Raw genomic sequence first — 12,363 nt, forward strand, 5'->3', positions numbered from 1 at the left:
GGTCAGAACAGCGAGTAGACCACGTCGAAGCAGACCGCCGCGGCCGCCGTGATCGCGAGTGACGCGAGCACCACGGGAAGGCCCGGCTTGCGACGCAGGATCGCGAGCCCCAGGAACGCGACTCCGAGCACGATCTCGAGCCACCAGTACACCGGGCTCGTGGTGTCGGCGACGGCGCTCAGCGCCCAGACGCCCTCGCCGATCAGCACCCCCGAGAGCGGAGCGACGGCGAGCACCCGCCAGGCGGTCGTGCCGTGGAGGGTGAGCGCCGCGGCGGCTCCGAGGATCGGGCCGGCGGGGACGGCGAGCAGCCAGAACGGATCGGAGAACGGCGGCGACCAGCCGAAGCCGCGCCACCCGGTGACCAGGTCGTACCCCTCGAGCATCGCGAAGAACGAGAGCAGGCCGAGGACCGCGCCGGCCACGGGACGCACCAGCGCGAGCCGCACGAGGGCGAACACCAGCATCGACCAGCCGCCGGAGGAGTTGGCGAACGAGTTCAGCGCGGGCGGGAGGACGGTCTGCAGGAGACTCGTCGCTGCGCCCAGCAGCAGCCCGCCGCCGACCACGAGGGCGAGGGCGGGGAGCAGGGAGGATCTCGAGGCGGTGGGCACGCTCCGATCCTGTCGGGGCGCGCGGCCGAGCGGATCGGGGAGAACCCTGATTCCACCCCGGCCCGCCCCGGACGGGCTCAGTCGGCGCGCACCGACACGTTCTCGCCGAGCGGCGTCCAGTCCTCGAAGGAGGAGTCCTCCGGTCCGCCGCCGTCGGGATGGAGCTGCACCGTCCAGGCGCCCGGACCCGACGACACGGTCCCTCCGCCCGTCGTGCAGGCGCTGCTCGACTGAGCGCCGGCGTCGACGATCACGCACTGATCGCCGCGTTCCATCGAGGAGCCGAGGTACACCTCGAGGCCCTCGACCGAGCCCGCGTAGCGCGCCGACTCCGGATCGATCCCGTCGGTGACGACCCCGAGATCCGGCAGCACGTCGGCGTCGGTGCGCTCGCCATCGAAGTCCGAGAACGCGATCGGTCCCGCGCATCCCGCGAGCAGCGGCACCGCCGCGAGCACGACCGCGAGCGCGGAGATCCGTCGTCCGTCCCTGGTCCTGCTCCGCGCCATCGAGGCCCCCCTTCGCGCTGCGGTCCGCCCACCCTAGCGGGGGAGCGCGGTGCCGGGGCCGCGAGGGCTCAGGCCGAGCTCTCCCGCACGATCAGACGCGGCGCGGCCATGTACTCCTCGGCCGCCGTGGTCCCGCCCGCGATGCGGTAGACGAGCCGCTCGACCGCTGTGCGGGCCATGAAGGCGTGGTCGGGGTCTATCGTGGTCAGCCTCGGCACCGTGTACTCGCCCTCGAGGATCGCGTCGAAGGCGGCGACCCTCACCCGGCCCGGCACAGGGATCCCCCGGTCGGCGAGACCCCGGAGCACCCCGATCCCGACCGTGTCGGTGATGCAGAACACCCCGTCGAAGGGGACGCCGCGATCGAGGAAGTCGCGGATGCCCCGGGAGCCGCCGGCCATCGTGAACTCGCCGACCTCGATGTGCAGCGCCGGATCGATCGCGAGTCCGGCCTCCTCGTGCGCTCGCCGGTAGCCCTCGAGACGCAGACTCGAGACGTCGACCTCGTCGGGCGCCGGGTCGTCCACCATCACGATCCGCCGGCAGCCCTTCTCGATCAGGTGGGCGACGGCCATCCGGGCGCCGTCCACGTTCGCCATGGCCACGTGGTCGACCGGGCCCTCGAAGATGCGCTCGCCGAGGATCACGAGCGGGTGGTCGACGCGGAGCAGCTCGGTGTCGGCCGCGCCGAGCCCGACGGTGCTCAGGATGATGCCGTCGTACAGCCGCTTGCGGGAGGACGCGAGCGCCCCGAGCTCGTTCTCGCGCTGGGCGCCGGTCTGCTCGATCACGACGCGCAGATCGTGCTTCTCGGCGGCGGCGATGATCTCGGCGGCGAGCCGGCCGTAGTACGGCCGGTCGATCTCTGGCACCGCGAGTCCGATGGTGCCGGTGCGCCCCGTCCGCAGATTCCGCGCGGCGACGTTCACCCGGTAGTCGAGCCGCGAGATCACGTCGAGCACCTTCTCGCGCGTGGTCTCGCGGACGTGGGGGTGGTCGTTCAGCACGTGCGACACGGTCATCGCCGAGACCCCGGCCTCTTTCGCCACGTCGTGGATGGTCACCATGACGCACCTCCTCCCCTCGAGCTTCCCACGGGTGCGGGCCCGATCCCGGCACGGGAGCGGAGCCGTGCCGCTTCGTCGTCGGTGAGGGCGAGGAGCGACCCGTGACGCGCGTCGTCGGGTAGACGCGCGCCACGGACCGGTTCGAACCCTCCGGTCCCGGGTCGGGCGGAGGAGAAGAGGCGGTACCCGCGCAGGCCGAACTCGTCGATCAGCAGCCAGGTCGTGACTCCGTCGGGGGAGCGGATCACCGCGGGACCTTCCCCGCGCACGAGCTCGGGGATGCCGATGCCCGTCCGCACCGTCTCGAAGCGGCCGTCCAGGGACGCTCCCCGAGCGAGCGTGATCGAGGTCGAGTCGGCTCCCGGCGGTGTCTCGACCGTGAATCGGAGCCACTCGTCGCCGTCGGGGAGGAACGTCGCGTCGATGACGTCGCGACCGGTGTCCAGGGCGATCCTCGCGGAGGAGAAGCACACGAAGTCCTCCGTCTCGACGACGAGGATCCTCTGGTGGACGGCGGTGCCGCGGTCCTGTCCCGGCGCGAAGAGCGCACTCGAGAAGAAGACCTGCCAGCAGCCGCGCTCCTCGTTCCGGTACGCCTTCGGCGCCCACGCGTTGCCCGCGTCCTCCGGAGCGACGAGTCGCAGCTGCGGACCGCCCCAGTCGACGAGATCGGCCGACTCCCACACCAGGATCGACCGGCTGCCGTGCCGCGCCGCGCGGTGCCAGTCGCCGTCCTCCTCCGTCCGCAGGTCCGTGGCGAGGAGCACGATCCGTCCCGAGGCGGTGTCGCGCACGAGGAACGGGTCCCTGGCTCCGCCCTCGCCCACGTCCGAGCGCAGCGGCCCGCCCGGCAGCGCGTGGAAGACGAGCGGAGTCGCGTCCTCGCTCACCGCGAACCGCACGGCCTCGCCGCCAGGACCGGGGAGGAAGTAGGCGAGGAGGTACCCGGTCACCCCTTCACGCTTCCGGACACCAGGCCGCCCACGATGTGCTTCTGCATCAGGACGAAGAAGACCACCATCGGGAGCAGCACGACGACGCTCAGCGTGAGGAACGCGGGCCAGTTCACTCCGAACTGCCCGACCGCCTTGTACACCTGCAGCACGAGCGTCTGCTTCTCGGACGAGCTGATGAAGACGTTCGGGGTGATGAAGTCGTTCCACACCCACATCGTCTGGAAGACGCCCACGGTGATCAGGATCGGCCGGATCAGGGGCAGCACGATGCGCCAGTAGATCTGCCACGGCCCCGCCCCGTCGATCCGCGCGGCCTCGAAGATCTCGAGCGGCAGCGACTTCATGTACCCCTGGATCAGGAAGTAGCAGAAGATCGATCCCGCCGCGTAGAGCAGGATCAGCCCCTCGAGGCTGTCGACCAGACCGGCGCTCGCCAGCAGGCGGTAGAGCGGGATCAGCGTCGCCTGGCCGGGGACGAGGAACGCGATGATCAGCACGACCGACACGATCCGGGTGAGGAGCGTGGTGCGCAGCAGCATCGCGTAGGCCGCCATCGAGCCCACGAGGAGCATGAGCGCCACCGACACGACCGTGACGTAGAACGTGTTCGCGAAGGCCCCGACGATCGGGACGGAGGCGAACACGTCGGCGTAGTTGCCGAAGTCGAGGCGGGTCGGCAGGGCGAACGGAGCGTTCGACACCTCCTGCTGCGTCTTCAGCGTGCTGACGACGATGTAGTAGAAGGGAGCGCCGACGAGCGCGGCCAGCGCGATCATGCCGATGCTGGTCAGGGCGCCCGCGACTCCGCGACGGCGCTGGGCGCGCGTCCGGCGCCGGCGCGGCGAGGGGTGGGGGGATCGGCGACCGGCGGTGCCGGGGGCAGGGAGACCGCGGTGGAGGTCATGAGGTCCTCTCCTCGAATCGGCGGGAGATGAGCAGCTGCACGGCGACGATCGAGCCGACGACGAGCAGGAACACGACGGCGAGGGCCGAGGCCTTGCCGAACTGCGCCTGGCCGACTCCGTTCTGGATGATCGACTGCGTGATCGTGTAGGTCGAGAAGCCCGGCCCGCCCTTGGTCAGGGTGAAGGGCAGGTCGTAGACCTTGAGCCCGCCCGTCATCAGGAGCAGCGTGCTGACCGTCACCGCGGGGGCGAGCAGGGGGAGGGTGATCGAGAAGAAGCGGCGCGGTGCCGACGCCCCGTCGATGCGGGCGACCTCGTAGTAGTCCTCCGGGATCGACTGCAGGTAGGCGAGGTAGAGGATGGCGTGCCAGCCGGTGCTCGACCAGACCCCCACGACGATGACCGAGAGCTGGGCGAGGGTGCCGTTCGAGAGCCACGGCACCGGGCCGAGCCCGGCGACGGTCTCGAGCACCCGGTTGATCGCCCCGGAGCCCAGCGGCGAGAGGATCAGACCCCAGACGAGGCCGAGGATCGCGATGCTGGGGATGGCCGGGAAGAAGAGGACGGCCCGGACCGCTCCGCGACCGGCGAAGGGGCGGTTGAGGACCAGGGCCAGCGGGATCGCCAGCGCGGTGACGAGGACGGTGGTCCCGAGGCTGTAGGACAGCGTGAAGAGGAGTCCGGCCAGCATCGCCGGGTCGCGGACGATGCTGGCGTAGTTCGCGAGCCCGACGAACTCGGAGTCGACGGAGTACCCGTCGAAGTCGGTCAGGCTGAAGTAGAACGACTGGGCGAGCGGCACGGCGAACAGCAGGACGAAGACGAGCACGATCGGCACGAGGAACAGGCTCGTGCTGACGGTCTCGCGCCGTCGGAGCGGATCGATGCGGCTGCGTCGGACGAGAGCGGCCGCGCGGCGCGGTGCGGTGAGGGCTGACATGGTTCTCCGTTCCCGGAGGGCCGGCCCGGCCGGAGCCGGGCCGAGCCCTCAGCCCTGCGACTCGAGTCGCGCCTGGAGCGCCGCCGAGACGTCCTCGGGGGAGGCCTGCCCCTGCACGAGCAGCTGGATCTGCGCGACCGCCTCGGTGCTCAGAGCGTCCTGCTCGCGCGGCCAGGCGATCGAGGGGAGGTAGAAGCGCCCCTCCTGCAGTCCGGCGAGGTTCGCCTCGAGCGCCGGGTCGACGACCGGCGTGTAGTTCGCGGTGGTGGTGAGCGCCGACGTGCCCTCCTGGTAGATACGGACCCCCTCCTCGCTGCCGAGGAAGCTCAGGAACGCCTCCGCCTCGGCCTCGTGATCGGTCTTCGCGTTGATCGCGAAGCCGGGGGACGCCGCTCCGGCCCAGAAGCCGGCACCGTCGAGCGTGGGGAAGGGGGCGAACTCGACGTCGAGATCCGGGGCCTTCTCGCGGACGGCGGGCAGGTTCCACGGTCCGGCCGCGATCATCGCGACGCGTCCGTTCGCGAACTCGTCGACGATCTGGTCGCCGGTCAGGCTGACGACGTCCTGGCTCATCAGGCCGCTGCTGAGCAGCTCGCTCCAGGCCGTGAGCGGCTCGTCCCACAGGTCGCCGAACTCGGCGCTCCCGTCGAAGATCGCCTCGTCGACCTCGCCGCCCTGCTCGGCGTCGGCCGAGCCGACCATCGCCGACAGGCCCATGGGGATCTGGGTGGCGGAGTCGTAGTAGGGCACGACGCCGGTGTCCTTCACGCTCTCGAGCGCGTCGAGGAACCCGTCCCAGTCGGTCGGCACCTCCGTGACGCCCGCCGCATCCAGCAGGGCGCGGTTGTAGAGGATCCCGCCGGCCCAGGAGGAGGTCGACATGCCGTACGCCTTGCCGTCGCTGCTGTACGTCTCGGTGTTGTACGGCGACATCTCGGCCATGAACTGCTCGTCGGTCAGGTCCTTCACGAAGCCGCCGTCGATGAGGTTCGTCTTGTTCTCGGCCGCGATCAGGAACACGTCCGCCGCGTTGTTCCCCGCGAGGCGGGTCTGCAGGGTCGAGACGTACTCGGCGACCGGGGGAGCGTTCGAGAACTCGACCGAGATGTCGGGGTTGGCGGCCTCGAAGGCCTCGATGACCGGGGTCATCGTCGCCTCGTTGTCCCAGGAGAAGAAGCTGAGCTCGGTCTTCCCGGAATCGCCTCCCGCGGAGCCGCAGGCGGTCAGGGAGAAGGCGCTCGCCGCGGCGACGGCGAGGGCGGCCGTGCGGAGGGCGACGGCGTGGGGGCGATGCGACATTGCATTCCTCGGTTCTGTGGTGGGTGGGTGGGATCAGGAGAGGGGGAGCCGGAGGTGGGCGTGCCGGGGGACGACGGGCACGAGCCGGTCGCCGTCGTGGTGGAGCCGGTCGAAGACGATCTCGCGGTGGACGCCGTCTCCGCCGGGGACCGCGAAGCGGTGGTAGGCGATGACCCAGTCGTCGGTGCCGGGGACGCGGCAGATCGAGTGGTGGCCGGTCGCGAGGATCCCCTCGGCCGTGTTCTTCTCGAGCAGGACGCCGCCGTCGGTCCAGGGGCCGGACGGACCGGGGCCGACCGCCCAGCGCACCCGGTAGTCCTCCTCCCTGGTGTCGTTCTCGGACCAGGTGAGGAAGTAGGAGTCGCCGCGCCGGTGCAGGTGCGCGGCCTCCCGGAATCCGGTGGGCACCCAGGAGTGCACCGCGCCCTCGTCGAACGACACGAGGTCGTCGTTCAGGCGCACCAGATGGGCGACGGAGTTGCCCCAGAGGAGGTAGACCGCCCCGTCGTCGTCGACGAACACCGAGGGGTCGATGGCGGTGCCGGGGAAGCGGCCGGCGGGCACGAGGGCGGCGCCGAGATCGGTGTAGGGGCCCGCGGCGTCGGTGGCGCGGGCCACTCCGATGCTGTTGCCCGCTGTGAAGTAGAGGTAGTGGGCGCCGTTCCACTCGAGAGCCGCGGGCGCCCAGGCGAAGGAGTCGGCCCAGGCCACGTCGCGTCCCAGGCGCAGGATCTCGCCGTCGTCCGTCCAGTCGACCAGGTCGGGGGAGGAGTAGCACCGGAAGGCACGGGCGCCCCAGTCCTGGATGCCGTCGGTCGTCGGGAACAGGTGCCATCTGCCTCCGGAGACCACGAGCGACGGGTCGGCGAGGAACCGCTCCAGAGGCGAGGGCGAGGGGGTCCTCGTATCGGCGTCGCGCATCGCACTCCTTCGTGCTCTCGTTCCTGTATCGATACAGGGCGGTTCATGTATCGATAAAGTAAGCCTCGGTCGGAGCCGTGTCAAGAGCGGGGGAGTCGTCTCCCCGCTCCGGCGCTCCCGCACCGACGTCGGGTCACGCCGCGCCTGCGATCCCCCCGACCACCAGGGCCGCGCCGCCCAGAGCAGCGACGGCGAGGGTGACGCGCCGGACCGCTCCGGCGGACACCCGTGGTGCGACGAGCATCGCTGCCGCCGTCCCGATGACGAGTCCGGCCAGAGCCCAGCCCAGTCCCGACAGGTCGTCGGGCGACGGACCGAGCACCAGCAGCGTCAGCAGATTGAGCGGGAGCGCGAACGCCTGGAGCGTGGCGCTCGCCACCACGGGCGACCAGCGGCGCTGCGCGGCGAAGAGGGCGACGGGCGGACCGCCGGCGCCCGCGAGCACGGTGAACACCCCGCTGAGCGCTCCGGCGAGGACAGCGCCCCGCGCACCGTCGAGGAACGGGAGTGCACGGCCGCCCGCCACGAGCGCCGTCGCGAGCAGGATCACAGCTCCTGCGACGACGGCGAGGGCCGCGGGCCGGACGGCGTCCAGCAGGAGCGCCGCCGGCACGACCAGCAGCGCCGCCGGCACGAGGAGGCGCAGCGCCTCCGCCGGACGCACGTGCCGGAACGACCGGAGGAGGACGACCGCGTTGAGGGCGATCGACAGGGCCAGCACGGTGCGGACGCCGCGGTCGTGGCCGAGCGCGAGCACGAGCAGGGGAGAGGTGACGAGCGCGAATCCGACTCCCGACAGCACCTGGCACACCGCGCCGACGGCGACCACGAGCAGGACGACCGCGCTCAGAGCCTCCACGGACGGCTCCCTCGCGAGATCAGAGCGGCCGGAGTGGCGACGTGGACGATCACCGTGTCGCGTCCGGTGCGCGGGGACGGCGGAGGCGCAGGACGATCCGGACGACGATCACCGCGACGACGACGAGCCAGACCCAGAGGTTCGCCGGGGCCCCGAGCAGCGACTGCTGCGCCGTCTCGCACCGCGACGCCGACGGCTCCACGGCGTCGTAGCAGGTGGAGACGGTCGAGAGCGGCGCGAGGACGAGGGTCGCCAGGAGCACGAGACCGACCCCGGTCAGGAGGATCAGCGGTCGCGGCATGTCCCGATCCGATCAGATCGCGCGACCGCAGGAGTCGCGACTCGCCCGGAGCGCGCGAAGGCCCGCCGATCGGGGACCGGCGGGCCGTCGCAGGGGGCGGGGGCGGCCCCGCTCTACCTGACCTTCTTGATCGGGAAGATGACCAGCGCTCCTACGATCGCCGCGACCGCGCAGACCGAGAACCACAGCGCGTAGTTGTTGCCGGACGGGTCGCTCACGTAGACGAGGATGCCGCCGATGAGCGGCGCGATCGTCTGGGGGAGGGCGTTGGCGATGTTGAACACGCCGAGGTCCTTGCCCGAGTTCTCGGGGTCCGGCAGCACGTCCACGACGAGGGCGAGGTCGACGCCGACGTAGATGCCGTAGGCGATGCCGAGCAGCGCCTCGAGGATGTAGAACGTGGGGACGTCCTGCACGAAGATCAGCGCGAAGGTCCCGACCGCGAACAGCGCGGTGGAGCTCCACACGAAGACCTTGCGCCGCCCGATCCGGTCCGACAGCCAGCCGGCGAAGTAGCTCGCGCCGACCAGGGTGGCGGTGTAGATGAGCACGCTCGTCGTGATGACCCCGGGGATGTCCTCGGCATCGACCCCGATGTGGTTGAGCAGGTAGAAGAAGCGGAAGGTCGTGAAGCCGAAGCTCGCGAAGGTGATGAGGAAGCGCGACCACCAGGCGAGCGCGTAGTCGGGGTTCTTGCGCGGGCTGACCCAGAAGGTCTCGGCCCAGTCGCGGAGGGTCGCGCGGGGCGGCGCGGCGGGCAGGCGGCGGTCGGGCAGGACGACCGCGAAGACGACCATGACGACGATCGCGAGGACCGAGGGGCCGACGAAGAGGATGAGCAGCTGGTCCTGGAACGCCTGCGCGACGTAGGTGCCGCCGAGGACGCCGACGTTCTGCGCGATGCCGAGGGCAGCGGTGATCTTGCCGCGCTGGAACTTCGGGACCTGGTCGGCGATGGTCGCGATGAAGGGCGCGAGGGTCATGTTCGCGCCGAGCTGGGCGAGCGACCAGCCGACCGTGGCGAGGAGGAGGCTGGGCGCCAGCGCCATGATCACGAAGGCGACGGTCATGATGACCGTGCCGGCGACGATCCAGACGCGTCGGCGGCCGAAGCGGCTCGTCGTGCGGTCCGAGAGCCGGCCGAAGACGACGTTCGCGATCGTGGCGAACAGAGCGCCGAACCCGCCCAGCACCGCGGCGGCTCCCGTCGCCCCGTTCGCGTCGATGACGCCGGCGTCGACGAACGACTGGATCTTGATGCCGATGCCGACGATCGCAGGCCCGAGCAGGGCGATGAAGAACACCAGCTGCGCCGCGAGCAGCCAGAAGATGTAGCTGCCCTTGGCGGGCTCGGTCGGCTCCGGGAAGCCCTGGTCGCGCCTGACCGTCGCGGTCGCCGTCGTCATCCCGGACGGCATCCCCGCCGCGGATCCACTCGCTGTTGTCATCTCTGAGTCCTCTCACCGTTGAGTCGACGGGTCTCCACGGCCTCTGCCGAAAACCGAACGTCGTTTGGAAAGCGAGTATGCCCGCGGCGGACCGACCCCGCAAGAGATCGGGCGGAGAAATTCCGACCGATGTATGGTTTTCACGTCGCGGCAGGGACGCCCCGACGGATCGGAGCAGAATCATGACCCACGCCGACCACCTCGACGACCTGACTCTCGAGGAGAAGGCCTCGCTCACCAGCGGAGAGAGCTTCTGGAGCACGAAGGCGGTCGACCGCCTCGGGATCCCCTCCGTCGTGCTGACCGACGGACCGCACGGCGTGCGCCTGCAGCAGACCGGCGGCGACCACCTCGGCCTCGCCGACAGCGTGCCCGCGACCTGCTTCCCGCCCGCCGTCGCCCTCGGCTCCAGCTGGGACGCCGAGCTCGTCCGCCGGGTCGGCGAGGCGCTGGGGGAGGAGGCGAGGGCCGAGGGAGTCGGCGTCCTCCTCGGCCCCGGCATCAACATCAAGCGCTCGCCGCTGTGCGGCCGCAACTTCGAGTACTTCTCCGAGGACCCCCTCGTCAGCGGAGTGATGGGCTCCGCGCTGGTCGGCGGGCTGCAGAGCCGCGGAGTCGGGGCGTCGCTGAAGCACTTCGCCGCGAACAACCAGGAGACGGACCGGCTGCGCGTCAGCGCCGACGTCGACGAGCGCCCGCTGCGCGAGATCTACCTGCGCGCGTTCCAGCGCGTCGTGACCGAGCAGCAGCCCTGGACCGTCATGTGCTCCTACAACCGGGTCAACGGCGTCTACGCCTCCGAGAACCCGTGGCTGCTCACGACGGTCCTCCGCGACGAGTGGGGCTACGACGGCCTCGTCGTGTCCGACTGGGGAGCGGTGAACGACCGCGTCGTCGGCGTCGCGGCGGGCCTGGACCTCGAGATGCCCTCGAGCGGCGGCCGCACCGACGCGCAGCTCGTCGCCGCGGTCCGCTCCGGCGCCCTGGACGAGGCCCGCGTCACCACCTCCGCGCGCCGCGCCCTCGAGATGCTCGACCGGATCGCCGAGGGAGCCGACCCCGAGGCGACCTACGACGCCGACGCCCACCACGCCCTCGCCCGCGAGGCGGCGGCGCGCAGCATCGTGCTCCTGCAGAACGAGCGGAGCCTCCTGCCGCTGCGCCCCGAGGCGGTCGTCGCCGTCCTGGGCGAGTTCGCCCGCACGCCGCGCTACCAGGGCGCGGGCAGCTCGCTGATCAACCCCACGCGCCTCGACAGCGCCCTCGACGAGCTGCGGTCGGCACTGGGGGAGGACGTCGCGTTCGCTCCGGGCTTCACCCTCGACGGCTCCGGCGACGAGCGGGCGCTGCGCGAGGAGGCCGTGGCCGCCGCCGCCACGGCCGACGTCGCGGTCCTGTTCCTCGGTCTTCCGGCGGAGGAGGAGTCCGAGGGCTTCGACCGCGAGCACCTCGAGCTGCCCGCCGCGCAGCTCGCGCTGCTCGACGCGGTCGTCGCCGCCAACCCCGACGTCGTCGTCGTCCTCTCCAACGGCGGAGTCGTCCGCACCTCCGGCTTCCAGGACCGCGTCCCCGCGATCGTGGAGGGCTGGCTGCTCGGCCAGGCCGGCGGCGGCGCGATCGCCGACGTCCTCGTCGGCGCGGTGAACCCGTCCGGCCGTCTCACCGAGACGATCCCGGTGCGCCTGGAGGACAGCCCTGCGCACCTCGGATTCCCGGGGGCCTTCGGGCACGTCCGCTACGGCGAGGACGTCTTCGTCGGCTACCGCGGCTACGACGCCCGCGGCACCGAGGTGTCGTTCCCCTTCGGCCACGGCCTCTCGTACACCGAGTTCGCGTACAGCGCGCTCGAGGTGGAGCCGCGCGACGGCGGCCTCCGCGTCCGCCTCGACGTCGAGAACACGGGCACCCGCGACGGACGCGAGGTCGTCCAGGTGTACACCGGGCTGCCCGGATCCGCCGTGCCCCGCGCGATCCGCGCGCTGACCGCGTTCACCGTGGTCGGGATCCCGGCGGGGGAGTCCGCGACCGTCGTCCTGGACATCCCTCGCGACGACCTCGCCTACTTCCACCCGCAGGCGGGCGCCTGGACCGTCGAGGGCGGCGACTACTCCGTCGAGGTCGGGGCGTCGAGCCGGGATCTGCGTGTCGCCACGAGCGCGACCGTGAGCGGTGACGCACTCGATCTGCCCCTGGACGAGGAGTCGACGCTCGCGGAGTGGCTCGACGACCCGCGAGCCGGCACGCTCCTCCGCGAGGCGCTCGGCTCGGGCGACGGAGGGTTCGCCGCGATGCTGGAGGACCCCGCGATGACGAAGATGCTCGGCTCGATGCCCCTGGGGCGCCTCGCCGCCTTCCCCGGCAGCCCGCTCGACGAGGGCGTCGTCACCGGTCTGGTCGAGGCCGCTCGACGCTGACACCGCGGTCCTCCTCCGGCCGGGGCGCGGAGGAGGACACGCCGATGGGCTCCTGGCGCGCCCGCGTCGGGGAGACTGTCGGAATGGCAGCAGAGCGCAGCATCCGTCACGCACGGCTCCGGCGTCGATC

Annotated in this window: 12 protein-coding genes; 1 reads left to right on the forward strand and 11 read right to left on the reverse strand. The window is 71.5% G+C overall.

Features of this window, described 5'->3' with window-relative positions:
- Nucleotides 1–2: 2 nt before the first annotated feature.
- The 11 genes from B0T42_RS10975 to B0T42_RS11025 all read right to left on the reverse strand — a co-directional run bounded on the left by B0T42_RS10975 (nucleotide 3) and on the right by B0T42_RS11025 (nucleotide 9,819).
- Nucleotides 3–614, reverse strand: a complete 612-nt coding sequence (locus B0T42_RS10975) for a DUF6518 family protein (protein ID WP_077223182.1) — start codon at nucleotides 612–614, stop codon at nucleotides 3–5.
- A 77-nt stretch (nucleotides 615–691) separates the two neighbouring features.
- A complete protein-coding gene (locus B0T42_RS10980; protein WP_077223183.1) occupies nucleotides 692–1,123 on the reverse strand; it encodes a hypothetical protein in 432 nt (143 codons plus the stop codon).
- Between the two features lie 68 nt (nucleotides 1,124–1,191).
- A complete protein-coding gene (locus B0T42_RS10985) occupies nucleotides 1,192–2,190 on the reverse strand; it encodes a LacI family DNA-binding transcriptional regulator (RefSeq protein WP_077223184.1) in 999 nt (332 codons plus the stop codon).
- Entirely contained in the window at nucleotides 2,184–3,143 is a 960-nt protein-coding gene (locus tag B0T42_RS10990) for a glycoside hydrolase family 43 protein (RefSeq protein WP_077223185.1), read from the reverse strand. The genes B0T42_RS10985 and B0T42_RS10990 overlap by 7 nt, the downstream gene beginning before the upstream one ends.
- Nucleotides 3,140–3,922, reverse strand: coding sequence for a carbohydrate ABC transporter permease (locus B0T42_RS10995; RefSeq protein WP_055793128.1), 783 nt, complete (start codon nucleotides 3,920–3,922; stop codon nucleotides 3,140–3,142). The genes B0T42_RS10990 and B0T42_RS10995 overlap by 4 nt, the downstream gene beginning before the upstream one ends.
- Before the next feature lie 124 nt (nucleotides 3,923–4,046).
- The gene (locus tag B0T42_RS11000; RefSeq protein WP_077223186.1) at nucleotides 4,047–4,991 is read right to left on the reverse strand and encodes a carbohydrate ABC transporter permease; all 945 of its coding nucleotides are present in this window, start codon (nucleotides 4,989–4,991) and stop codon (nucleotides 4,047–4,049) included.
- Between the two features lie 48 nt (nucleotides 4,992–5,039).
- Nucleotides 5,040–6,290, reverse strand: a complete 1,251-nt coding sequence (locus B0T42_RS11005) for an ABC transporter substrate-binding protein (RefSeq protein WP_077223187.1) — start codon at nucleotides 6,288–6,290, stop codon at nucleotides 5,040–5,042.
- Nucleotides 6,291–6,323: 33 nt separating this feature from the next.
- Nucleotides 6,324–7,211, reverse strand: a complete 888-nt coding sequence (locus tag B0T42_RS11010; RefSeq protein WP_077223188.1) for a family 43 glycosylhydrolase — start codon at nucleotides 7,209–7,211, stop codon at nucleotides 6,324–6,326.
- Between the two features lie 133 nt (nucleotides 7,212–7,344).
- The gene (locus B0T42_RS11015; RefSeq protein ID WP_077223189.1) at nucleotides 7,345–8,070 is read right to left on the reverse strand and encodes a TSUP family transporter; all 726 of its coding nucleotides are present in this window, start codon (nucleotides 8,068–8,070) and stop codon (nucleotides 7,345–7,347) included.
- Between the two features lie 49 nt (nucleotides 8,071–8,119).
- On the reverse strand, nucleotides 8,120–8,371 hold the full coding sequence (locus B0T42_RS11020; protein ID WP_077223190.1) for a hypothetical protein: 252 nt from the start codon (nucleotides 8,369–8,371) through the stop codon (nucleotides 8,120–8,122).
- Nucleotides 8,372–8,484: 113 nt separating this feature from the next.
- Complete coding sequence (locus B0T42_RS11025) at nucleotides 8,485–9,819, reverse strand: MFS transporter (RefSeq protein ID WP_077223191.1); 1,335 nt, start codon at nucleotides 9,817–9,819, stop codon at nucleotides 8,485–8,487.
- A 182-nt stretch (nucleotides 9,820–10,001) separates the two neighbouring features.
- Here B0T42_RS11025 and B0T42_RS11030 point away from each other — a divergent pair, with 182 nt between their 5' ends.
- A complete protein-coding gene (locus B0T42_RS11030; RefSeq protein ID WP_077223192.1) occupies nucleotides 10,002–12,233 on the forward strand; it encodes a beta-glucosidase in 2,232 nt (743 codons plus the stop codon).
- Nucleotides 12,234–12,363 lie beyond the last annotated feature (130 nt).

Source organism: Rathayibacter rhapontici, assembly GCF_001995175.1.
In the GTDB taxonomy this organism is placed as follows: domain Bacteria; phylum Actinomycetota; class Actinomycetes; order Actinomycetales; family Microbacteriaceae; genus Rathayibacter.

Coding starts and splice junctions, on each gene's coding strand:
- B0T42_RS11005 (WP_077223187.1), bottom strand. CDS start 6,290: ATGTCGCATCGCCCCCACGCCGTCGCCCTCCGCACGGCCGCCCTCGCC.
- B0T42_RS11000 (WP_077223186.1), bottom strand. CDS start 4,991: ATGTCAGCCCTCACCGCACCGCGCCGCGCGGCCGCTCTCGTCCGACGC.
- B0T42_RS10985 (WP_077223184.1), bottom strand. CDS start 2,190: ATGGTGACCATCCACGACGTGGCGAAAGAGGCCGGGGTCTCGGCGATG.
- B0T42_RS11025 (WP_077223191.1), bottom strand. CDS start 9,819: ATGACAACAGCGAGTGGATCCGCGGCGGGGATGCCGTCCGGGATGACG.
- B0T42_RS10980 (WP_077223183.1), bottom strand. CDS start 1,123: ATGGCGCGGAGCAGGACCAGGGACGGACGACGGATCTCCGCGCTCGCG.
- B0T42_RS10995 (WP_055793128.1), bottom strand. CDS start 3,922: ATGATCGCGCTGGCCGCGCTCGTCGGCGCTCCCTTCTACTACATCGTC.
- B0T42_RS11030 (WP_077223192.1), top strand. CDS start 10,002: ATGACCCACGCCGACCACCTCGACGACCTGACTCTCGAGGAGAAGGCC.
- B0T42_RS11010 (WP_077223188.1), bottom strand. CDS start 7,211: ATGCGCGACGCCGATACGAGGACCCCCTCGCCCTCGCCTCTGGAGCGG.
- B0T42_RS11020 (WP_077223190.1), bottom strand. CDS start 8,371: ATGCCGCGACCGCTGATCCTCCTGACCGGGGTCGGTCTCGTGCTCCTG.